We start from the raw sequence: 24,583 nt of genomic DNA, 5'->3' as shown, positions 1-24,583 counted from the left end.
TCGTTTTACTCTAAACACCTCTATTACGGAGCATCTCATTGCTCTGTAATAGAGGTGTTTTTAATTAATGTAAACAAAAAATTACAAGGGCATGACAACTTGTTTACATCTCCATCATACTTTAGCTACATCTAACTATTATAGTGATCTACAGAAAGATATAAGCTCTCTATTCTAGCTGTAATTTACTTATCGCTTCGATATGGGAGATGCACTAGGTAGATTACAGGTTTACTAGAGTCATTGAAATATAATCATGCAGGAAAGGACGGAATGAAAATTGAGAAGGGAGCAATATCGCGCAGTAGCTAAGAGGAAAAGACGCATACGGAAGAATATCGTAATGGGGTTAGGATTTATTATTATCCTTATCGTACTTACCAATGTTGCAGTAGGAATAATGCGATCTGTTTCTCCAGAGCAATTATCCGTAAATGAGGAAACCGTTGAAGTAGTAACGAGTGCTCCACCTTTAGCAGGGAGAATGGAGACACCACCGGATAATCAGAATTCAACAATCGAAATAGAAACGAACGTTCCATCATTAACGAAGAAAACGGAAGCTCCAAAGAGTGCTCAGAAGTCGACGAGCAAATCTAATAAAGCCGTATACTTGACGTTTGATGATGGACCTACGAGTTTGACGGATGATTTCCTCGACTTGTTGATGGAAAATGAGGTTCAGGCAACATTTTTTATGGTTGGCACTAACTTAAACAATGTTGAATGGCAGGATGAAGTGAAGCGAGCCGTAGAGGAAGGGCATTATGTAGGGGCACACAGTATGACACACGACTATAACAAGCTGTATAAGCAGGGAGAGTTTGTGGATGAAATGAAGGAAAGCTTGGCACTTATCGGTGAAATCACGGGAGTAACCCCAACATTAGTGCGTCCCCCGTACGGTTCAAAACCTGGGCTAAAAGATTCACTGCGTAATGAAATAGCAGATGCCAACTTGAAAGTATGGGATTGGACAATCGATTCGAAAGACTGGAAACTGCAAGGAAACCCTAATGGCATTGTGGAACAAGTGAAAAGTACAACGACTGAAGATATCGAAATCGTACTGTTACACGAAAAAGAGACAACTCTAGAGGCTCTACAGGACATTATCGATTTTTATAAAAATGAAGGTTATGAGTTTGCTGTTTATCAAGAAGGGGAACATTTTATGAGTAATTTTTGGAAAGATGAGCGGTTGTAATGAATTCTATTCTGCAGGATGAAATAAACACAGCACGACAAGCCATCAGTAAATGGGCTGAACTAATATTTATTAGGTTCAGCCCATTTGCATGTGCTGGAGAAGGAATAAGCGATGAGTATTTCCTTATTGCGTAAGAAAAGAAGATTGTGAATAAATAAAATTCTTTTTCTCCCAGTTCTTCATCTATCCGTCGTGATGCTGAGCGGCTCTATGTTGCTCGTCTATTTTTCTTTTTTCTACAATTAGCGGAATTAGCATAAATGCACCGACAATAATGAGAACTCCGCTTGTCACGTATACGGCTAGTAAGGAAAAGGCTTCTTTCAAATAACCTGACATGGACATACCAATGACCATTGTCCCCATAAAGACAGGCGTAATTATGCCAGATACGCGGCCTATAAAGGTTCCTTCCGTGTTGCGTACAATAAGCGTTTGGATGCCTCCGTGAATACAGGGATAAAATAAGCCGCTAATGACTAATAGAACAGTTGTCATCCAAATAACTGAAGAGGCTCCTATCCCTATCGTACAGAAAGCAGCGACGAGCAAGCCTATCATGAGCAGCAGTTGAGGCTTTACTTTTTTAGCTATCCCCATTATAGCAATTCCCCCTACGAGCATGGCAGCGCCGTTGGCCATGACAAACCACTGAAGATCCTCTTTATTTAATCCCAATTGTTCGATGACAAGGAAGATTTGAAGAGGTTGGGTCAGACCTGACGCCAACCCGACTGCTGAGAAGGTCAAGCAGAGTGTGCGTAAAGAGGGATTAGAACCGATATAACGCAGCCCAGCCATTACTTCTTTTGTAAAGCTACCAGCATCTATTTGCTTTGGTTGCTCCTCATCACGTGGGAGCCTTGATAATATGAACGAAGATCCGAGGAACAGGAATGCTGTCAAAATGAGAGAAACGTTTATTTTAAACTGTATAAATATAAACGTCCCAATGACCGGACCTAATACGGTAAAGATAGCTACGAGTGTTTGAAACATCGCCATCACACCTTGTAGTTGTTCCGCAGGAACATGCCTCTTAAAAAGCTTCATGGCTGAAGGCTGAGAAAATTGTGACAGGCTCGCAGAAATGAAAGATCCGATGAGAAGCGCAATCCAGCCGTCGTTTATGACAGCAAACCATACAGTCACTATCGATAGGGCAGACAGTAGGTCGCTCCATACCATCGTTCGCTTAGGCATCCATCTATCGGCAAAGGTACCCCCAATGAGGCCGAATAGAAAGATGGGAGCAAATTCAGCAACTGATATGAGTGAGACATAAACGGGATTATTATTTGTTAGTTCCGTTACATGGAGAAGTATGGCAAAGTTGCGGATCCATATTCCCAGTTGCAGCAGCACGCGAGAGAGTAGAATCGTTCGAACATATTGATTGGAAAAAATCATGTATACCCCACATCCTTTCTTAATGTGATAAGTGATTCATGTACGAAGTTACTGCATTAGTTTATATTTGATTCAAACTTTAGTCAACAAAAAACTAAACAAAATGAATATAAGTTTGTTATTTAACAAACATAAAATTAAAATGTTTGTTAAAATGGATAAAACGATCCTTGGCATGTATGCTGATTATTTTTGGATTGTAGATGTGAAGAATGAAAAATCAAGGCCTTTGAGTGAGGGGAGATTTTTTCATAGAGAGGTTAAAACTCCGTTCAACTTTGTCAGCTGTATTTTTATACAGTTTCATTGCTCCATTCCATTGTGCGGTTTGAAGCATAAAAACAGATCAAACTTTGATAAACTAAGCAAACAACAGCTGTTCATAATAGGAGGTAAGTTCCATAGGGTATGAATTTACAATGCTGCTTCAGCTCTTTGAGCGGGCGGCATTATTGCTAATTATTTTGTTTTTATTAACTCGTATTTCGAGTTTTAAGCAGATCCTACAAAAAGAATCGCAGACACCTAGGGAGTTCGCGGTCGTTACGATTCTATTCTGTGCCTTCGCACTTTTTAGTACCTATGCAGGAATTGATGTGGAAGGCTCATTGGTTAACGTACGGATTATCGTCATTATGGCAGGAGGTATTTTATTCGGGCCTTGGGTCGGTATGGTCGTGGGAGTGGTATCTGGCATCCATCGCTACCTTATCGATATCGGCGGGGTAACTTCGATTCCCTGTCTCATCACGAGTATTATTGCGGGGCTCGTATCCGGCTATATTTATCTGCTAACGCCGAAATCGAAGCGATGGTTTGTCGGTATCTTTGCAGGGATGGCCTGCGAGGCATTAACGATGCTGTTGATTATATTCATGGCGCAGCCTACAGCATTAGGAGTAGACATTGTATCCAAAATTGCCATACCGATGATTCTAGGTCAATTGAATGTGGGATTGATCATTTTGTTAATTCAAAATGTGGAAAGTGAACGAGAAGGAATCGCTGCACAGCAAGCGAAGCTAGCTTTGGATATTGCGAATAAGACATTACCTTATTTTCGCTCGATTAATACCGAATCGTTACACAAAATTTGTTCCATTATTAAACATGATATTCAAGCCGATGCGGTAGCCATTACGGATGCCTCGACTGTGCTCGCTTATGTAGGCTATGGGGAAGGTCGCTATCAATTTCGGCATGAGATCATTAGTGAAATGACCAAAGAGACGATACGGAGCGGGGAGTTCATGATAAGCAACCATGCGTTGGATGATGCGCTGCCGGGTGTTCAATCCGTTTTAATTATTCCGCTGAAAGAGCGGGAAGAAGTTACTGGGACGTTGAAAATTTATTATCGGAAAGCACATAAAATTACGTATCCGCTGCAGACGATGGCTGTCGGTTTGTCCCAAATTATTTCGACGCTAATGGAGGTCTCTCGTGTGGAAGAAATTAAGGCGATGGCGAATAAAGCCGAGCTTAAAGCATTGCAGACAACGATTCAGCCACACTTTTTGTTCAATGCGTTGAATGCGATTGGCTCGTCGATTCGGACAAGGCCGGACCAAGCGAGGGAGTTACTCGTCAACTTATCGGGATATTTGCGTTATAATTTGGAGCTTACGGATGAGTTGATCGATATTCATCAAGAATTGGAGCAAGTTAGAAACTATATAGAAATTGAAAAAGCACGCTTTGGAGATCGCCTACACATTGTTTATGATGTGGATGAAGTTGCTGTGAAGATTCCTAGTCTTATTATTCAACCGTTGGTGGAAAACGCGATTGTCCACGGAATATTGAAGGAGAGAGGCCCCGGAACAGTTACCATTTATGTCAAAGATACAGAAAATTACGTTCGGATTGGCGTACAGGATACAGGTGTGGGTATCCGTGAAGATATTATTGAACAGGTGAGAGAAGAGCGAGTTCCATCGAACCATATTGGTCTTTTCAATGTGCACAAGCGTGTGAAGCTTATTTTTGGGCATGGCGTTACGGTCGAGCGATTGGATCAAGGAACGAATATCTTTTTTGACGTACAGAAGGAGACAAGATGAGAGCCATAATCGTGGAAGATGAAATATTAGCCCGTGAAGAGTTGGAGTATTTAATTACCAAACATAGTCGCATTGAAATCGTGGATCGATTCGAGGATGGTCTGGATGTGCTTAAATTTCTACATGAGAAGGAAGTCGATGCGATTTTTCTCGATATTAACATTCCATCGTTAGATGGCATGCTGCTTGCGACTAATATAAGCAAGTTCGCGCGCAAGCCCTATGTTGTTTTTACGACCGCTTATAAGGAACATGCTGCCCAAGCATTTGAATTAGAAGCCTTTGATTATATTTTGAAGCCCTATGACGAGAAGCGGATTGCTGCCATGTTACGCAAGTTGGAGACTACTTTTGATCGGGAACAACAGGAGCAAGGAGAAAGTCCAAATACTGTGGACAGTAGGCAAAGGTCAGAGGAAAAGCGCATTAATTTGCTGAAAAATGACAAATATATCGTGACGAGCAGCGATGACATCTACTATGCGGAAGCACAAGAGAAGGTAACGAACGTATTTACGAAGAGCGGTATGTATACGATGCCGATGAGCATTTCGGATTTTCATGCGCTGCTGCCTCAAGATCGTTTCTATCGTTGTCATCGTTCCTACACCGTAAATTTATCTCAAATCCATGAAATCGTTCCATGGTTCAACAATACTTATTTGTTGCGTCTGCGTGATATGGATGCGAAGGTACCAGTCAGCCGAAGTAAGGGTAAAGAATTTAGGCAGTTGATGCATATATAAAGGCAGTTCATTCCGTAATCCCGTCATTTCATGTCGAGCGTGGATCAAGAAAGCGTTCTCTCTTGTAAGATAAAGGCGTGGAAGCAAGGCGTATGAGGCTTTCACTTCCCTACAGATACTACAGATAACGCACACATCTTGGTCATAGCAGAATGGAAAGAGGGGATTTATCATGAGTATGCATCAAGCGGCTCATTCGAAGGTAAATCGGTGGATCATCGTACTTGGAACGATCATTATTCAAATGGGATTGGGCACCATATATACGTGGAGTTTATTTAATCAACCGCTAGCTGACAAATTTGGCTGGGAGCTAAGCTCCGTATCCATTACGTTCTCCATTACCAGCTTCGCATTGGCATTTGCGACACTGTTCGCTGGTAGAATACAGGATCGTATCGGTATCCGAAATCTGACGATGATCTCAGGTGCTGTTCTCGGTGCAGGGCTTATCGCTAGCTCGCAAGTTTCATCTTTATGGATGTTATACTTACTAGCTGGTGTAGTTGTTGGCTTTGCAGATGGTACAGCATATATTACATCACTATCGAATTTAATGAAATGGTTTCCTGAACGCAAAGGGCTAATAGCGGGGATATCCGTGGGAGCTTTTGGGACAGGTAGCTTGCTCTTTAAATATATAAATGGACATTTTATCAATACGTTGGGGGTTTCCCAAGCTTTCTTAGTCTGGGGATTGATCGTGATGGTAATGGTAATTGTCGGATCATTCTTAATTAAAGAAGCTGTAATGACGGAAACACCTGCAAACACCAATACTCCATTGCACAGTCAAAAAAACTATACAGTCAAAGAAATGCTGCGTACGAAAGAAGCATATATGCTCTTCGTTATTCTATTCACAGCTTGTATGAGTGGGTTGTATCTGATTGGTATCGTTAAAGACATCGGTGTACAGCTTGCTGGACTTGATATTAGTACAGCAGCGAATGCTGTAGCGATGGTAGCGATTTTCAATACAGCTGGCCGTATCATTCTCGGTGCATTGTCGGATAAAGTAGGACGTATGAAAGTTGTAGCGGGTGCGCTGCTTGCAACGGCTTTTTCAGTCTTAACGTTAAGCTTCGCCACTTTGAACGCTGGTATCTTTTTCATATGTGTCGGGGTAATTGCATTTTGCTTTGGTGGTAACATCACGGTCTTCCCAGCGATTGTTGCTGACTATTTCGGTTTGAAGAATCAAAGTAAAAACTACGGCATCATTTATCAAGGTTTCGGTTTAGGTGCTTTGGCTGGTTCGTTCCTAAGTGTTTTGTTTGGAGGTTTCCAAGTTACCTTTAATGTAATCGCGGTTTTATGCATGATATCCTTCTTGATAGCTATTTTTATCACAGCACCTGGTCAACGTAACGAGTCGAACAAGACCAAAGAGTCTGTACTGAAACCGCATTATAATGCGGGATAATCGCAGTAGAATGCCTTATTCGATAAGAAAGACCGCTAAAAGAGTGTTGGCAAGTTAAATAGGCATCCTTTGCACATATAAAATATGCAAAGGATGCCTATTTCTTCGTGTAAGTGGTACCTAAGAGGAATGTATTGTTATTGATGCGGCGCGTTCTCGTTCCACATAGGCGGCAATCTCATTGATTGTATAATCCAAGGGCTTGAAACTAGCTTTTATCGTTGTACTGCGGTCTTTGTAAGTCGAATCGGACAGCACTTGCTGCACTGCTTCTCGCAGTTCGTCGGTAGTTGGAGCCATATTTCTTATGTAAACCCCGATTCCAGCCCGCTCTACCATTTCAGCTCCCATAAATTCATCGAACGCTTGCGGTATGGCGACCTGTGGCACCTCGAAGCAGATGCTTTCGTACACGCTATTCGTGCCTGCATGATTAATAAACACGCTTGCATGCTTCAGTATATCAAGCTGCGGCACGTAGTTGCGGACGATAAAATTGTCGGGGATGCCTGTAATGTCATCTAATCGCAAACGATTGCCTACTGACATTACTACCTGTACATCCGATTGTCCAAAAGCTTCGAAACAGTTCAGAAATAGCTTCTCCAATTCATTCAAAATCGTACCGAAGGAAATGTAAATTAACGGCCTGCCATCAAGTTGATCGAAAGGGAATTCCACTGTCTCCGTGCGTGGAGTGATCGAGTAACCAGCAAATAAATAGCTATCGTCGAACGCATCCGGGAATAAATAAACGGACTTGGAACTATATATAATATTTAGTTTCTCTTTGCTTCCCAAGATATCATTAATGACATTCACGTTATTTAGTCCGTATTTCGATGCAATGGTTTTGGAGGACATATCAACTAATCTTCGGTAAAGATCAGCTTCCTTATATTTCTTATAAACCGAATGTTCTTCAGGCCGAATAAAGTTAGAAATAAAGAAATTAGGATCAAAATCTGCCATTTCGTCGATATATGCGAACGTGGCGAATGCGGAAATGCCAGGAATACCAAGCAGTTGGGCAAATTCTTTTCCCCAATACGCAAACGCATCATGAATGATGTAATCAGGTTTCCATGCCGTAACCTCATCTTTGAATCGTTCTACGAGTGATCGGCTTTTATCTAAAATATAATGGGAGAATAGCAGAAATGTATCGACGCGATCTCCCTCTCGCATTTCGAATCCACCCATATCCTCGTAGTTTCTAAACTGAGCGCCGGTTGCCTCAATTTTTTCACGGAACTCGTTACTGGAGTAGTATAGTACTTCCTCACCCTTTTCAATAAGCGCCCGTATCAACCCCAGTGAAACATTGATATGTCCGTGTAGATCGATCCCGAAATATATCAGCTTAGACATTACACTCCTCCTTCTCAAATCTGTTAACTAGGATATTTGTTCAAAGCAATATACACTGTCTTCTACGTCCAAATACAATTTCTACTTATGATTGGTAATTCCTTCTTCTTTAACCTTAAGTTCACTTTAAGTAATTATGGATAGTGAAATAATTATCGAAAGGTTGTTATCGTGTATTGATTTTCCTTGTAAAGGCGTGTACGATGCACCTATAACACTAAGGCAAACCATTATTCCACTTAGCTCCATCCATTTGACTTAAAGCGGTATTACTTTTAGAACTCTCCACAATGATTTAACAACACACAACACACAACACACAGCACACAACACTTCCAAAATAAAACTGTACACAGGTTAGATTTCCTCTAGTTATCTTATCTATTTATCTCATTGGCCTTACTTTTGTTAGAAGTTCGAAGGTTCTTTAGTCTATTAAAAAATGTTGAAAGCTTGGGGGCATCTATAATGATTATTCAAGCACGGACCGAACTGGAGAGTAACGTATCGAAAAAGACGACTGAGAAGTTGATTCACAAAGTAAAAAGTTTGTTCGAGCATAAGCTGAGCGAGAAGTTGAACTTGATGAAAGTGTCAGCGCCTCTTTTTGTAGAGGGGAGCACGGGCGTCAATGATAACTTGAACGGATGGGAAAGATGTGTTGCGTTCGATACAGCTGCTTACCCGCCAATGATGCTGGAGGTTGTCCAGTCGTTGGCTAAGTGGAAGCGGATGGCTACTCACTATTATGACTTGCAGCCGGGAGAAGGATTGTACGCGGATATGCGGGCGATCCGGCGTGACGAAGTACTCAGCTCACTACATTCGCTGTATGTTGATCAATGGGATTGGGAACTGGTTATCGATAGACAAGAACGAACATTGGAAACGTTGAAAGAAAAGGTCCTCCTAATCTACGAGGCACTTAAAATGACAGAAGAGGAAGTAGCAGAACTGGATTCGTCATTAAAGCCTTTCTTACCACAAGAAATAACGTTCATCACGTCGCAAGAGCTTGAAGATCTGTATGGCGTAGATACGGCACCGAAAGAGCGTGAGCATCGGATCGCAAAAGAGAAGGGTGCGGTCTTTATTATGCAAATTGGAGGTAAATTGGCTTCTGGCGAGCCGCATGACGGCAGATCTCCAGACTATGACGATTGGCAGCTGAATGGAGATATTATCGTCTGGTATCCTGTTATGGAAACGTCTGTTGAAATTTCCTCTATGGGTATTCGTGTAGATGAGGCCGCACTTGAACGTCAACTTCAACATAGTGGATGTGAGAATCGTACAGAGCTACCTTTTCATCAAATGCTTCTAAATGGCACTCTCCCTTGTACAATGGGTGGGGGGATTGGCCAATCTCGTGTTGTTATGCTTCTCCTGCACAAGTTCCATATTGGTCAGGTGCAGATGTCTGTATGGCCGCAGGAAATGGTACAAGCATGCAGGGAACGTGAAATCGAGTTACTTAACGTCATTAGCTAACAATATACCGTTAATAATGGTGAGATAACTGCCCTATGACAATGATGTTTGGGGCAGTTGTTTTCATAAACTTTAACATAACTTTATCAAAACTTAAGATAGAAGATTCGAATGATTCTAGTCAAATGGAAGGATTAACACCTCGCTATTACAATAAATTAGAAGGTGATAAGACGAGTTTTATAGTTAGCGGTAAATCGTAAAATTACGATCGAATAAATAGAAAAAGGGTGATACCATAACGGTTTTCTCGGCAGCGGGCAATGATTAGCACGTGCAGCGAGAATGACATAAAAATACAAATATTGGACTGTGAATGCTAGTTTCGCCCAAAGTGAACGTTTTTCGAACACAACTTTCGTCTTGTTGACTTTATTTGACGAGCTTTGATAAAGTATTTCTAATTCAATCACCATGATTCGATATTCCATCCTGCAATCTCCGACTTTATTAGACACAATTTTCTAACCCTGCTCACGAAATCAACCTAACCTAGACTATCTCACATAAGCTTGTTTACCAACTTAATGATTCAGGAATGACTCAGATTCACGTCTTTCATTATTCGTCGATCTAGGACAGGAGCATGCGGACACGCAATCGGTCGAGGCGAAATGAAATGGAACGAAATTGGAGGAATGTTATGACCGTACCGACATCGGTTCAGGCTCCGAGCAATACGACGTATTCTTTGACCCATCCGCAAAAGCGTATTTGGTACATGGAACAGATCTTTCCGGGCACATCATTCGCTAACATAGGCGGTCCCGTTCGGATAAAGGGAGCGATTGACTTTAGCTTGTTGGAGCAAGCCATTCACACCCTTATTCAACAGCATGATGGCTTGAGAATTGAGCTTGTGGAGCAGGATGGGGAAGCAACACAGATCGCACAGGTCGTTACAGAGTACGAAGCGCAGCCGTTGGATTTCTTAGATTTTTCCGAAGAAGCGGATGCAGAATCAGCTTTTTGGTCCTGGGTACATCGTGAGGCGGGGAGACCCTTTCAGTTACTGAACTCGAAGCTTTTCTACTTTGCGTTATTCCGTATATCGGATGAGGATAATGGCTACTTGGTCAAGTGTCATCATATCATTTCCGATGGCTGGTCGAATCAATTGACAACGTCTCAAATTGCTGAGAACTACACAAGGCTGCTGAAAGGCGAGTGTCTCGAAGATGAGCAACAACCGCCATCGTATATCAACTACGTGCAAGATGCCGATCATTATTTTACCTCACCGAGATGTATGAAAAGCAAGCAATTCTGGCATGAGAAGTTTCAGTGGCTTCCGGAAAGTTTAACGCAATCGTCTGTTGCAAGCACTGAGGGAAGGCGCTATTCTGTACAACTTCAGGCAGGACTCTCGCAGCGTATTCATTCCATGACAAGCGAAGCGAAGGTTTCCGTGAATACATTTTTTGTACTCGCCAATCTGATCTATGCGTACAAAACGACTCAACAAAGCGATCTCGTTATCGGCACGCCGGTGCTGAATCGATCTGGCAAAAAGGAAAAGTCGATGTATGGGATGTTCACGAGTACGATGCCGTTTCGATGGCAGTTGGATGTCGATTTGAGCATTGATGAGACGCTTAAGCTGGCTCAGAAGGGATTGATGGAATGTTACTTCCATCAGCGATATCCGTACGATGTGCTGGTACAGGAGCTGGAACTGAAGAAAAAAGGATATGATCAGCTATTCCATACGAGCATTAACTACTACAATACGAAGCTGCTTACAACGATGAATGGCATGTCTATCGAAAATGTTGAATTTTACAACGGTCATCAAATCTATGAACTTCAGCTCGTCATTAAAGACTGGTCAGCATCCGAAGGCCTGACACTTGATTTTGACTACCGCCTCGATGTGTACCACGCCAATCAGATCGAAGAAATGTCCAGACGAATGCACCTTATTTTCGAACAAATGTTAGACAAACCGCAGGCAGCTATTAAGGAATTATCCATACTAACAGGGCAGGAGCGAGCACGAGAGCTTTACGATTACAACGCAACGGTTGTACCGTATCCTTCCGATCAATCGGTCATCCAGCTATTTGAGGAGCAGGTCAGACGGACACCTAATGAAATCGTAATCACGTATGAACAAGAACAGTGGACGTACCAGCAATTGAACGAGCAAGCTAATAGACTGGCGCGCTATTTGAGCGCTAAGGGAGTAACAAGGGAATCTATCGTGGGAATATGGATGCAGCATTCTATCGACTCCGTCGTAGCGATATTGGCAGTGATGAAGGCAGGTGGAGCATACTTGCCCATTGATCCGGCCTATCCCGAAGAGCGGATTCGTTACATGTTGGAAGATTCTCGCACACAGCTCGTGCTTACGAACATGACAGATGGAGTTATAGCAGAGTTTACAGGTGAAATACAAAGCTATCATAGTCTTGAGCTGGATAAGTTGGATGCATCAAATGTTGATCATGTACATGAACCTACTGACCTCGCTTATGTCATCTATACATCTGGATCAACGGGGCGTCCTAAAGGAGCGATGATCGAGCATAGAGGATTAACGAATTACATCTGGTGGGCGAAGAACGTATATGTTCGTGACGAGATACCGACATTTCCGCTGTATTCCTCACTAGCATTCGATCTCACAGTAACTTCTATTTTCACGCCGCTTATATGCGGAGGTCGAATTGGTGTATACCGGGATGATGGCGATGAATTTATTTTATATCGAATTATAAATGACAACGCTTCAACCATTGTGAAACTGACGCCAGCACATCTTGCATTACTCAAAGAACGAGATTATGAGCATTCGACTGTTAGACGATTTATCGTTGGGGGCGAAGATCTCAAGACAGATTTAGCTAAAGACATTACCGCTTTATTTGGACAATCCATAGAAATTTACAATGAATATGGTCCTACCGAGACGGTAGTAGGTTGCATGATTCATCTATACAACAGCAGTGAGGATCGGCAAGTATCCGTACCTATTGGCGTACCTGCGCACAATGTCATGCTCTACATCCTTGATCCTGACCAGCATCCCGTAGGTGCAGGAGCAATCGGGGAATTATATATCGCTGGAGACGGAGTTGCTAGAGGATATCTTCATCGAGAAGAGCTGACCAAGGAGCGTTTTCTGAACAATCCATTTGTTGAAGGAACGCGGATGTATCGCACGGGTGATTTGGTCAAGCGGCTTGAAGATGGCAAGATCGAATATGTTGGTCGTGTGGACCACCAAGTGAAAATTCGTGGTTATCGCATTGAAACAGGTGAAATCGAAAAAGTTATGATGCAGCATGAAGTCATCCAAGATGCAGTTGTTATAGACCGTGAGAATGAGACGCTTGGGAAATACTTATGCGCATATATAGTGAAGAAATGCTCGATTGCGAGTTCAGAATTGAAATCATACTTGTCTGTGCAAGTGCCTTCGTATATGGTGCCTTCCATATTCGTGGAACTGGATGAGATTCCATTAACGATTAACGGCAAAGTAAATCGCGCGTTGCTTCCAGAACCGGATTTTACTTTAACACAGGAATACGAGCATGTATCAGCGCGAAGTAGCAATGAAGCGAAATTGATCGAAATCGTTAGCGGTGTGTTACAGCATAATCGGATTGGGATTACGGATCATTTCTATGATCTAGGCGGGGATTCCATAAAAGCGATTCAACTATCATCAAGATTGAACAAAGCGGGATACGCGCTCAAAGTTAGAGATATATTGGAATACCCAATTTTGGAGCAAATGGCGCTGCGTATTCAACCGTTGCATCGTTCACACGTTTATTCACAAGAACGTTGTGAAGGAGTGCTTGAACCGCTGCCGATTGCTCACTGGTTCTTCCAGCAGCAACTGCGTGAACCTGACTATTACCATCAATCCATATTACTTGAATTGCAACAAGAAATTGACCTCGATGTGTTGGAAGCCATTCTCGTACAACTTATAGAGCACCATGATGGCCTGCGTCTACAAGTAGATATACAGACTGGAACATTAACCTATTCGAGTCAGTCTGATCGGACAAGACTTGTTCAGATCGTTTCCCTAGCAGAGTTCGATTCCGATAATCAAACCCAACAGCTACGGATGCTTGAGCAATGTGAAACGTTTAAATCCCAGTTCCGTTTACTTGATACACTGCTGATTGGGATGTGCTTATTCGATCTTGGCGGTAACGGGAAGAGATTGCTTATTACTGCGCATCATCTCGTTGTGGATGGTGTATCATGGCGTATTTTACTGGAAGATCTGGCAGAAGCACTTCATAGCCATTCTAGGGGAGAAGCGTATCAGCTTCCATCCAAAACAGCATCGTTACAAATGTGGTCCCAATATATATGGAATCATCCCATAGCAGAGCAAGAGCTTCACGACTGGCAATCTACCATTGAACAAATTAGGTTCATTCCAACTGAATTACAGCATGGGGAAGCATGGATGAGCAGCGCTAATACGATCGAGCAATGGCTGACGGTGGAGCAGACGAAGAGTCTATTGTATGAGAGTCACCGAGCCTATAGTACCAAGCCGCTGGAACTGTTACTAGCAGCCTTATCGTATGCGATATATAGCTGCTTTGATAGGGAAGAAGCAGTGGTTGAATTGGAATCGCACGGACGAGCACAGCTCCATGATGAGATTGACCTTTCCAGAACAGTTGGTTGGTTTACAAGTATGTACCCGGTGAAACTAACGATGCCCGCTTGCGGGTCTGATGTATCTTCACTAGCTTCTCTAGTAAAGACGACGAAGGAGAGACTACGTACAATACCAGACCAAGGAATTGGCTTCGGGGTACTTCAAGCCCAAAAGAAATTAATATCGAATTACGATTCTAAAAAGTTAATACGATTTAACTTTCTTGGTGACTTTGACAGTGTTTGGGACAATCCATGGTTCACGTTAGCAAAGGAAAGCAGTGGTCTAGATACAAGTAAATACAATGCGCTCACTTCATTATTAGATGTGCAAGCCATGATCATAAATGAATCGCTGCGTATGAGCATTACCTATAGTCGGAATCAGTTTACAGATGAGACCATTACTAGGTTTATGCAGTCATATGGGGAAGCATTGACCTTGATCACCAACCATTGTTGCGGCAAGCAGATAAAGGAATATACACCGTCTGACTTCGAGACAGTTGCTATTTCTCAGGATGAACTGGACAGCTTATTTTTGTAATCATGCATAAAGGCGGCTTGATTGCACCAGTTCGTTATTCCAGATCTCAAAGGAGGTCGTACAATCTTATATGTCTAGAGTCATATTTTTTGGAGTTGATCTGCACGGGCATGTGAATCCAACGCTAGGATTAATTCACAAGTTGGTTGAGAGAGGCGAAGAGGTCATTTATTACTGTAGTGATCCATTTCGTGAAAAAATTGAACAAACGGGAGCTTCATTTCGCAGTTATCGAGGCTTACTTAGCTTCGGAAGGCATAATGGCACCGGCATCGAGACGATTCTTATATTTGCAGACTTTCTGATGGATAAATGCCGGACACTAGTCGAGGAGCTTCAGGAAGAAGTTACTCAGTTGCGGCCGGATTATATTATTCATGACAGCTTTTGCTTGTGGGGCAAGGAGCTCGCAGCTAAGTTGCAAATTCCGGGGATCGCTGTATTCGCCAACTTTCCATTTATCGATGAGATGGCTCAGAAGGACCCATCGTTCTTTATGGAGTACGTGCTCCTAGCAGCGGACGATCCACTCTATGTCAAACATAAAGGGAAGCATGATGTGTATCGCAAGCTGCTGGACAAGTTGGCACGTGTTATTTCGCTCAAATATGGGGAGCCATCGCTTAATGTGATGAATGATATTTTTTGCAGCAAAGAAAAGTTAAACCTATTATTCACATCTCGCCAATTTCAGATCTATGAGGAAGTGTTCGACGATACCCATCTATTCGCTGGCTACGACATTTATCCTAGATCGGAGCCGTTAGATTTCCCTTTCGAGCGATTGGATGATAGACCACTTGTCTACATTGCTTTTGGGACAATCTTGAATGATTTGTCCGAACTGTATGAGACTTGCTTCCAAGCATTTCGCGATGGCCCCTATCAAGTGGTGATGTCGATTGGCATGCATACTGATCCAACAGCATTCAGCGCTGTTCCCGATAATTTTATTGTTAGGTCTTATGTGCCACAGTTGGAGCTCTTACGCCGTGCCGATACGTTTGTTACACACGGTGGAGCGAACAGCATCTATGAATCGATTTGCAATCATGTGCCTATGGTTGTTCTACCTCAAGTGTTCGATGAATTTATGGGAGCATTAATGGTTGAGCGGTCAGGTGCGGGCATCTACATGCGCAATCATGAACCGAGTACGGACGAGCTGCGAGACGCAGTGGAGCAGATCTTAACCAATACACGTTATCGAGATAATTGTAAGCGTGTCAAACAGTCCTTTGAGGCCACTGGCGGCTTAGATCATGCCGTTAATGAAATTATCCAATTTACGAAGCAGAAGGTGTGCCATGTGTAATGTAAAACGGCTGCTATTATCGATAAGTTTGATTGTTATGTTAAGTGTAAGCACAGTAGGTTCAGGTGTAGCGGCTGCGACAGCAGCTTCAACAGTTGGTGCTACAACGATCAGTAATATTGATGCTTACGTGGAAGAAATGATGGATAAATCAAAAATACCTGGGATGTCAGTTGTCATCGTTAAAGGTGGGGAAACGGTTTATCAAAAAGGGTTTGGCTACGCGGATGTCGATAAAGAGTTACCTGTTCGACCAGAGACATTGTTTGAGCTTGGCTCTACGAGTAAGGCCTACACAGCATTAGCATACATTCAAATGGAAGAGCAAGGACTTGTGAATCGAGAAGATCCAGTAACGAAGTATCTCCCTTGGTTGGAGACTACGTATGAGGGCAAGCCTGCTCCTATCCGATTGAAGCATTTGCTGTATCATACAAGCGGCATCCCGTTTAAAAGTATCAGTGATATTCCTATTGCTGAGGATGGTCAAGCACTTGAAGCCACAGTACGTACTCAGATCGGGCAGAAGCTCGACGATGAGCCTGGTGAAACGTATTCGTATGCAACGATTAACTATGATGTGCTAGGCCTAATCATTCAACAACAATCAGGCATGAGTTATGAGGCATATATCCAGCAGCATGTACTAGCTCCGCTGAAGTTAAGTGACACGTACTTGTTCCGTGAGGAAGCAGCAGCCAATGGAGAACTGGCTCAAGGCTACAAGTACAACATGCTGCGTGCAGCAGCTTATGATGCGCCTATGTATAGAGGCAACACACCAGCAGGTTATGTTATTTCCAATTCGCTAGATGTGGCAACATGGCTCAAAATTCAAATGGGTACGGTTCCTGAAGCGAAAAGCTTTGAGAAATGGCTCGTTCGCGCTCATGAACCGGATCGTTCTGTATCACCTGCTGGAGATGGTTCTTCCTACGCTGGCGGTTGGAGTGTGTACCAGGATGGAACGGGGATGCTAGCGCATGCAGGCGCTAACCCCAATTATTCGTCCTACTTTGCAGTTCGTCCGCATGATGGATATGGCGTAGCCGTGCTTACCAACATGAATTCTCCCTACACCATCACTACGGCACAAGGCATTATGAACATGATGCATGACAAGGAAGTACCTGAGCCTGGAAGTGATATGTACAAAAGTATCGATATGATTTCCTCTGTCGTGCTGTTATTAACGACACCCGTTATCTTATTAGTTCTATGGCTGACGAGTAAAGCCATCTGGCAGGCTGTTCGAGGCACTCGCAGCTATGTTGGTCGCCATACGACTACGATTGTCGGATTCTCGATATTCGCTGCATTTATGGTAGGGCTTGCCTACTGTTTCTATCAAATTCCGAGTACTTTATTTTGGGGCGTGAACTGGCCATTTGTCGAAGTTTGGGCACCTAATACGCTTCCATACGCTGTTTTTTCCATGTATACAACGATGTTCCTGTTCGGAATCTACTTCCTGTTTACGACCGTATTTCCGAAATCCGATGACCGCTCCTTTTTTGCGATTACGCTGCTTAGTGTCGCAAGCGGCTTTGGTAATGCCCTAATTATATTTATCGTCAATGAAACATTGAATCGGGATATTGAGAAGTTTCAGAGTGGGTTGTTTGTCTATTTTGTACTCGGTATCGCGATCTACGTCTTCGGGCAGAAGTTGGTTCGTACTCGATTGGTACGGATCGCAAATGACATGGTATATGAGAAACGAATGGAACTGCTTGGGAAAATATTAAATACGTCGTATCAGAGAATCGAGGGGGTAGAGGAAGGTAAAATTCCTGCTTCACTCAATAACGATACAGAGACGATATCCGGCTTCTCCAATATTGTGATCACGGGAGCTACTAGCTTAGTAACCTTGATCAGCTGCTTTGTGTACATGGGCATGATTAGCCCGATGGGCGTGCTCATGGCCATCGGATTTATCGTAGTGGCTGCTGGCTTGCATTATTTTATAGGGTTAAAAGCCAACCAGCTATGGGAGCAGACACGTGACATTCAGAACGTATTTTTCCGATTTATTAACGATCTGACAGGTGGGGTTAAAGAGTTAAGCCTTAATAAAGACAAGCGCACAGATTTCCAACAAGATATGCAGGACAACTGCCATACCTATCGTGTAAAGCGGATTGGTGGGGATCTCAAGTTCGCCAATGTAAACGTCATTGGAGAGTTGTTATTTACATTCGTCATTGGTGCAGTCGTCTTCTTGTTCCCGCTGTTGTTCAGTGACTTAAAGGTGAGTACGCTGCGCAATTACGTATTCGTCCTGCTCTATATGACAGGACCGGTACACGGGATTCTCGGCACGATCCCTAACTTGTTCCGCGTGCGAATCAGTTGGAATCGCATTAACCAGCTATCGAAGGAGCTTGATTCCATTCAGGAAGCTAAGCAGCAAGTAGCATCGAGCTTGGAAGATAACGAGCCTGTAGAGATTAAGCTGCAGGCAGTCGAGTATCACTATGGAAATAGTGAAGGAGAGCGATTTGCAGTAGGTCCGATTGATTGCTCATTCCGCACAGGCGAGATTACTTTCATTACTGGGGGCAATGGCAGTGGAAAATCGACCTTGGCGAAATTAATTACGGGGCTTTATGAGCCTGTACAGGGTGGCATAACGATCAATGACCAGTCTATCGCACCAAGAGATCTTAGCCAGCAGTTCTCAGCGATATTCAGCGACTTTTATTTATTCGATAAGCTGTATGGTGTTCCGTACTCCACGAAACAGTCGGAAATCGCTTATTACCTGAATGTCCTTCATCTGCAGGATAAGGTGGAAATCCGTGACGGCGCGTTAAATACGACCAAATTGTCAACCGGTCAACGCAAGCGCCTGGCGCTGCTCATTAGTTATTTGGAGGATCGACCGATTTGCTTGTTTGATGAATGGGCAGCGGATCAAGATCCGGAGTACCGAGCATTCTTCTATCACACGTTATTGCCTGAGTTGAAGCAGCGAGGTAAATGCATCATTGCGATTACACATGATGATCGATATTTCCATTTGGCGGATCAAGTAATCAAGATGGAGCTTGGGCAAGTCGTACAAATCGTGCAGAACGAAGAGAATAGAGAACTTGTTAATTCTGAAAAAGGTTGAACGAGTAAATGGTCCAGCATGAGAGGATGTGGTTGTATGGGAGAGACGAAGTCCAATCTATTGGATAGAGAAAATGTCGAGGATATTATTGCGTTGACGCCGATGCAAGAAGGTCTGCTGTTCCATTATCGAAGCGACAAAGACAAGGGGCATTACACGCAGCAATTTTCGATGCGCCTAGTAGGCAATTGTTCGGTTGAACGATACAAGAAGGCATGGCAAGCAGTTGCTCGCGCCAACGATGTGCTGCGGACGATCTATCGGTGGGAGAAGCTGGAGAAGCCTGTTCAAATCGTTTTGAAAGAGAAGGAAATACCGATTGAGGTGCATGATTTCTCCTCTCATCCGAGAGCATATGCGGAGACTCTTGTTGCCGAGCTGAAAGAGAAAGATCGTCATCAGGAGCTGGACATTGGAGTTTCACCGCTTCGAATTGGACTATGCTTGCTGGATAGTGAAACAAGCGAAACGATAATAACGTGGCATCATATTTTATTCGACGGTTGGAGCAACGGAATATTGCTCAAAGCGTTTATGCAAGCTTATCAAGCGTTCTGTGACGGAACAGATGTACTGTTCAACAGCGAATCTATCAAAACCCCATTTAAGCACTATGTACAGCTGCAACAGCGTCAAGACAAAGGGGTACAACGGCAATATTGGGAGCAAGAGCTGGCTGATTGGCAAGAGCGGACTCGATTAGTAGAACCGTCAGAACTGCTATTTGATCGAGATGATAGGGACGGAACTGGCCATAGTGGCTCCCGCTATAAGTTAGATGTCTCTGTCAAGACGGCCCAACAAATGCATCAATATGCACAGCAACATAAAGTGACCTTGGCCGCGCTCTTGTACACCACTTGGGGCTTGCTGCTCGGACGCTACTGTCAAACCGAAGATGTGCTGTTTGGTACAACAGTGTCGGGCAGGCCCCCGGAACTTGCTGGTGTGGAAGAGATGATCGGGTTGTTTATAAATACGATTCCACTTCGGATGCGTTGGCAGTCCGATGAGCTGGCCAGTCAAGTCGTTAAAGCGGTCGATGAACAAGTTAGGCGAAGAGTAGATGCGGAGCTAACACCGCTAGTCGATATTCATGCCTATAGTGGTGCGGATCATTACGAGCCATTGTTTAACACGATTATGGTTATTGAAAATTATCCGCTAGATACGAGTATCGGGCAAACGGGAGCTTTGCAAATCGAGCATTACGCAATGGAAGAGTCGACACACTACGGGATGACAATTGGTGTGCAAATGCTTGGTACTGGGGAAATGGAGTTGGAGTTTGCTTATGATGCGAGCTGCTTCTCAGCGGCTATGGTAGAGCGGCTAGCTGGTCACTATAAGCGAATCGTAGAGCAGATTTGTGAGAATAGTGAGCTGCTTATAAGCGAGATTGGGCTCTTGAATGGACAAGAGCGAGAACAGTTGCTGCATACGTTCAACTCCAAACCAGCGTCTGCAAGTAGCACGGAGTATGAAGAAGCTGACATTGTGCAGGCTCGGTTTGAGCGTATAGTGGCACAATTTCCTGATCGCATCGCCATTAGATGCGGGGAACGGAGCTATACATTTGCCGAAATAAATGTGGCAGCGAACCGTCTTGCACACCGACTGAGCGATCTTGGTGTATGTGTTGATGAACCTATTGCCATCTGGCTTGAACGCTCAGAGCAGCTCATTGTTGCTTTATTGGCTGTGCTAAAGACGGGGGCAGCTTATGTCCCTATCGACTATGAGTATGCACCAGGTCGGATCAATCAGATATTGGAAGATTGCCAAGCAACGAAGTTAGTCGCTGCAGATGATCGGCTGCCGGACTCTATTACATTTACCGGGACGATTGTAAATGTACATGGACATAGCGATGATCGTGCTCAGTCATCGATGCAGCAGAGAAATGAAGAGAGCAACCTCCCTCATAAGAACAAGTCGGGAGACGCGGCTTACATTCTCTATACATCGGGTACGACTGGTACGCCGAAAGGGGTCGTTGTCGAGCATCGCAATGTGCTAGTTTATGTGGACGCCTTTCAACACGAGTTTCAATTGACCGAGAACGATATATGTTTGATGCAAGCTTCGTTTTCCTTTGATCAATTCGTCGAGGAAGCGTATCCGGTATTGCTCGCAGGCGGTCATGTTGTGATAGCTAACAAGATGGATGTTATTGACATTCCTAAGCTGATTCAACTGATCGATAACCATCAAATTACGCTCATTTCCGTCTCTCCGTTGCTGCTGAATGAGCTAAATACGCGGGAAGGCATGGATAGCGTCAAAACCTTTATTAGTGGTGGAGACGTATTGAAGCCCGAATATATATCGTCTTTGTCAGGCAAAGCGAATATTTACAACACGTATGGTCCTACAGAAGCAACGGTATGCGCGACCTATCATCGGTATTCGTCTGTTGATTTAGCCCGGGGAAGCATTCCGATAGGCAAACCGATACTCAATTACCGTGTGTATGTGCTTGATCGTTACGGGCATCCTGTGCCGATTGGTGTACCTGGGGAAATATGTATTGCTGGAGCGGGTGTAACTCGTGGCTACTTGAACAGAGCTGAACTGACCGCTCGCTACTTTGCTGTAGATCCATTCTACGCGGATGAGCGCATGTATCGTACCGGGGATGTAGGGATGTGGATGTCGGATGGAAGCTTGCAGTATGTAGGCAGAAATGATCATCAAGTGAAAATTCGTGGTTATCGTGTGGAGCTAGGTGATATCGAGCATCGTCTGCTGACCCATCCAGCGGTGGACGGGGCAGTTGTACTTGCACATCAAGATGAACATGGCATGAAGTCGCTGGCTGCTTATGTGAAGACGAATGAGACGATTACCGCTAATGAGCTGCGTGAGGCACTGGCACTAAGTTTACCAGCCTTTATGATTCCTGCTTCGTTCTATCATATTGAGAACATCCCGACGACATCGAACAACAAGTTGGATCGTAAAGCTTTATTGCAAGTTTCTATGCGGTTGCCTAATGAGCATGCAGGCAATTCGATGACGGATCACGATGCCAGTGAGACAGAGCAGAACATTCGTCGCGTATGGCAAGAAGTGCTGAAGCTGGAGCATGTCGGACTGCATGATCATTTCTTTGACCTAGGTGGCAATTCCATCTTGCTTATGCAATTGCATGCCAAGCTGGAGAAAGAGTACGCATGGGGAATCGAGATCGTAGATTTGTTCACGTATTCGACGGTCGCTAGATTAGCGAAATGGATAGACGAAAGGCAATCGGGTAGTGAACATGATGATGATGCTTGGCGTATCGAATATCAACAGCTGCCAGCAGATATGTTCCATCGTCAATGGCATGGTACTGGGGTAGGAATTGTCCGTTTCCACCTTCAATCCAATCTCCGTGAACAAGTCATTGCGATAGCCGAGGATGCGCGGGTGTCATCGTTTGATGTTCTTGCAGGAATCGTTATGTATCTGTTCAGCGAGTGGAATGAGAAGCCTCATGCCTCCATTCAATGCTTGCAAGATGGTGGGGAGCGGGTAATCTCCCTGTCGATTGACATGGGGAAAATTAGTGGGTTTGAAGAGCTGTTTCACGATGTACACCAAGTACAAGTTAGCGGTACGGTAGGTCATTATGCAATTCGTTCAATTGCATCCGAGCAGTTGAAGAAGGCGGAGGATGAAATATTGCCGCTCGTCTACCTTCAGCAGGACATCGAGATCGATTCGACCTTGTTAGAGTCTTACGATATGGCTTGGGGGATAGACGATCAGGATGAAGAGCAACTATCTATATCGATCAAATTCAACGACAAGCGAATGAAGAAAGAAGCCATTCAAATGCTGGCTAACGGCTATGTTGATCTGCTGCGTCAATTGGCGGCGAGTCATGTCATGTCGTGATGTCGTGAAAGGAATATCGTGAAAGGAGTACGTGAATGAGAAAGCTTGCGCTTCTATTTCCAGGTCAAGGCTCGCAATATGTCGGGATGGGCAAAGAACTGCTTGAACGCTCGGCAACGGCAAGATCCGTATTTGAAGAGGCGAATGAGGTATTGGGGTTCGATCTGCAGCAAATAATCGCCGCAGGAAGCCCGGAGGAGTTAACTCGAACGGAGTACGCGCAGCCTGCACTGCTTACGGTAAGTGTTGCTGCGTATCGAGTGTATATGGAGGAGATTGGTGTAATTCCTACTTATGCGGCGGGTCATAGCTTGGGCGAGTTCTCGGCACTAACTTGTGCAGGAGTCCTATCATTCCCTGATGCGTTGAGGTTAGTTCGGCGCCGAGGACAATTGATGCAGGAAGCTGCTGCTGAAGAGGCTGGTGCGATGTGCGCCGTTATTGGCAGCAGTCGGGAACGCATAGAAGCAGTGTGTGCGCAGGCGTCAAGTTCGGATGAACGAATGGTCGTCGTCTCTAATTACAATTCATCGGAGCAGTTGGTCATTTCGGGGCATCGTCTGGCCGTTGAAGAAGCAGCTCGTACATTGGAGTCTGACGGAGCCCGCATCTCGTTTCTAAAAGTGAGTGCTCCCTTTCATAGTCCGTTGATGCACTCGGCTGCTGCAAAGTTTAGAGAGGAGCTTGATACCTGCACATATGGTTCGTTCGAATGGCCAGTTGTCGCGAACGTTACAGGCAAGCCCTACGAATCGCCAGCGCAGATCACAAGCTGCCTAACACAGCAACTTACGGCTCCTGTGCGTTGGGATTTGACGATGCAGGAATTGTGCGATGGTGGGGTTTCCTTAGCGGTTGAACTTGGGGCGAAGCGGGTGTTGACACAATTTATGAAAACAGATGCCAAGTCGATTGTATGCTATCCCTACGAAAAAGTAGCGGAGCTTGATCTACTGCGGCAGGAACTGGCACCAGAGCTGTTGGAGCAGGCTCGTCGACTAGTGGCCAATAATGTTGTGACCAAATGTCTGGCAGCTGCTGTATGCACGAGGAACCGCAATTGGGATTTAAATGAATATGAACAGGGCTTTGTGGCACCGTACAAGCAAGTACAGCGATTGCAAGAGCAATTAGATGAAACAGGGGCTCCGCCAACGGAAGCTCAAATGAGAGAAGCGCTAGAATTACTGAAGCAAATGTTCATAACGAAGAGAGTGCCTGAACAGGAGCAGCGAGAACGATTGGTTCATATTTTGAAGCAGACGGGGACAACATCGTTATTTTCTAACATGCTTGATCATCCAGAGCAGTTGCATGTGTAGGAGCTTTGTTGAATATGGTGAATGCTTGATGATGT

General features: G+C 44.1%; 12 protein-coding genes. 10 read left to right on the top strand and 2 right to left on the bottom strand.

The window, feature by feature from the left end; genetic code table 11:
* Positions 1 to 343: 343 nt before the first annotated feature.
* Positions 344 to 1,207, top strand: a complete 864-nt coding sequence (locus IFO66_RS09300; RefSeq protein ID WP_337912781.1) for a polysaccharide deacetylase family protein — start codon at positions 344 to 346, stop codon at positions 1,205 to 1,207.
* 186 nt (positions 1,208 to 1,393) lie between these two features.
* Here the strand turns inward: IFO66_RS09300 and IFO66_RS09295 are convergent, their stop codons facing one another.
* Positions 1,394 to 2,617, bottom strand: a complete 1,224-nt coding sequence (locus tag IFO66_RS09295) for an MFS transporter (RefSeq protein WP_192024923.1) — start codon at positions 2,615 to 2,617, stop codon at positions 1,394 to 1,396.
* Positions 2,618 to 3,039: 422 nt separating this feature from the next.
* Here IFO66_RS09295 and IFO66_RS09290 point away from each other — a divergent pair, with 422 nt between their 5' ends.
* The 3 genes from IFO66_RS09290 (at position 3,040) to IFO66_RS09280 (ending at position 6,855) form a co-directional block, all read left to right on the top strand.
* Positions 3,040 to 4,683 carry a sensor histidine kinase gene (locus IFO66_RS09290; protein WP_225445621.1) on the top strand — a complete coding sequence of 548 codons (1,644 nt, stop codon included), beginning with the start codon at positions 3,040 to 3,042 and terminating at the stop codon, positions 4,681 to 4,683.
* Positions 4,680 to 5,429, top strand: coding sequence for a LytR/AlgR family response regulator transcription factor (locus IFO66_RS09285; protein WP_192024888.1), 750 nt, complete (start codon positions 4,680 to 4,682; stop codon positions 5,427 to 5,429). The genes IFO66_RS09290 and IFO66_RS09285 overlap by 4 nt, the downstream gene beginning before the upstream one ends.
* A gap of 172 nt (positions 5,430 to 5,601) precedes the next feature.
* Positions 5,602 to 6,855, top strand: coding sequence for an L-lactate MFS transporter (locus tag IFO66_RS09280; protein WP_192024887.1), 1,254 nt, complete (start codon positions 5,602 to 5,604; stop codon positions 6,853 to 6,855).
* Between the two features lie 120 nt (positions 6,856 to 6,975).
* Here IFO66_RS09280 and IFO66_RS09275 read toward each other — a convergent pair whose 3' ends face one another.
* Entirely contained in the window at positions 6,976 to 8,226 is a 1,251-nt protein-coding gene (locus IFO66_RS09275; protein ID WP_192024886.1) for a macrolide family glycosyltransferase, read from the bottom strand.
* 468 nt (positions 8,227 to 8,694) lie between these two features.
* Between IFO66_RS09275 and asnA the strand changes: the two genes are divergently transcribed.
* From asnA to fabD, 6 genes are all read left to right on the top strand, one after another.
* Complete coding sequence (gene asnA, locus IFO66_RS09270; protein ID WP_192024885.1) at positions 8,695 to 9,717, top strand: aspartate--ammonia ligase; 1,023 nt, start codon at positions 8,695 to 8,697, stop codon at positions 9,715 to 9,717.
* Between the two features lie 643 nt (positions 9,718 to 10,360).
* A complete protein-coding gene (locus tag IFO66_RS09260) occupies positions 10,361 to 14,905 on the top strand; it encodes a non-ribosomal peptide synthetase (protein ID WP_192024883.1) in 4,545 nt (1,514 codons plus the stop codon).
* Between the two features lie 70 nt (positions 14,906 to 14,975).
* On the top strand, positions 14,976 to 16,220 hold the full coding sequence (locus IFO66_RS09255) for a macrolide family glycosyltransferase (RefSeq protein WP_192024882.1): 1,245 nt from the start codon (positions 14,976 to 14,978) through the stop codon (positions 16,218 to 16,220).
* Positions 16,213 to 19,341 carry a cyclic peptide export ABC transporter gene (locus IFO66_RS09250; RefSeq protein WP_192024881.1) on the top strand — a complete coding sequence of 1,043 codons (3,129 nt, stop codon included), beginning with the start codon at positions 16,213 to 16,215 and terminating at the stop codon, positions 19,339 to 19,341. The genes IFO66_RS09255 and IFO66_RS09250 overlap by 8 nt, the downstream gene beginning before the upstream one ends.
* A gap of 36 nt (positions 19,342 to 19,377) precedes the next feature.
* A complete protein-coding gene (locus IFO66_RS09245) occupies positions 19,378 to 23,226 on the top strand; it encodes a non-ribosomal peptide synthetase (protein ID WP_192024880.1) in 3,849 nt (1,282 codons plus the stop codon).
* A gap of 35 nt (positions 23,227 to 23,261) precedes the next feature.
* Positions 23,262 to 24,548, top strand: a complete 1,287-nt coding sequence (fabD, locus tag IFO66_RS09240) for an ACP S-malonyltransferase (RefSeq protein WP_192024879.1) — start codon at positions 23,262 to 23,264, stop codon at positions 24,546 to 24,548.
* Positions 24,549 to 24,583: the final 35 nt, after the last annotated feature.

Origin of the sequence: Paenibacillus arenosi (genome assembly GCF_014841135.1) — a bacterium.
Taxonomy (GTDB): domain Bacteria; phylum Bacillota; class Bacilli; order Paenibacillales; family Paenibacillaceae; genus Paenibacillus_B; species Paenibacillus_B arenosi.
Note: the sequence above shows the minus strand (reverse complement) of the source record. Positions and strands in the feature narration are given on the sequence as shown.

Coding starts and splice junctions, on each gene's coding strand:
- IFO66_RS09255 (WP_192024882.1), top strand. CDS start 14,976: ATGTCTAGAGTCATATTTTTTGGAGTTGATCTGCACGGGCATGTGAAT.
- IFO66_RS09300 (WP_337912781.1), top strand. CDS start 344: ATGGGGTTAGGATTTATTATTATCCTTATCGTACTTACCAATGTTGCA.
- IFO66_RS09250 (WP_192024881.1), top strand. CDS start 16,213: ATGTGTAATGTAAAACGGCTGCTATTATCGATAAGTTTGATTGTTATG.
- IFO66_RS09260 (WP_192024883.1), top strand. CDS start 10,361: ATGACCGTACCGACATCGGTTCAGGCTCCGAGCAATACGACGTATTCT.
- IFO66_RS09280 (WP_192024887.1), top strand. CDS start 5,602: ATGAGTATGCATCAAGCGGCTCATTCGAAGGTAAATCGGTGGATCATC.
- IFO66_RS09245 (WP_192024880.1), top strand. CDS start 19,378: ATGGGAGAGACGAAGTCCAATCTATTGGATAGAGAAAATGTCGAGGAT.
- IFO66_RS09285 (WP_192024888.1), top strand. CDS start 4,680: ATGAGAGCCATAATCGTGGAAGATGAAATATTAGCCCGTGAAGAGTTG.
- asnA (WP_192024885.1), top strand. CDS start 8,695: ATGATTATTCAAGCACGGACCGAACTGGAGAGTAACGTATCGAAAAAG.
- fabD (WP_192024879.1), top strand. CDS start 23,262: ATGAGAAAGCTTGCGCTTCTATTTCCAGGTCAAGGCTCGCAATATGTC.
- IFO66_RS09290 (WP_225445621.1), top strand. CDS start 3,040: ATGCTGCTTCAGCTCTTTGAGCGGGCGGCATTATTGCTAATTATTTTG.
- IFO66_RS09275 (WP_192024886.1), bottom strand. CDS start 8,226: ATGTCTAAGCTGATATATTTCGGGATCGATCTACACGGACATATCAAT.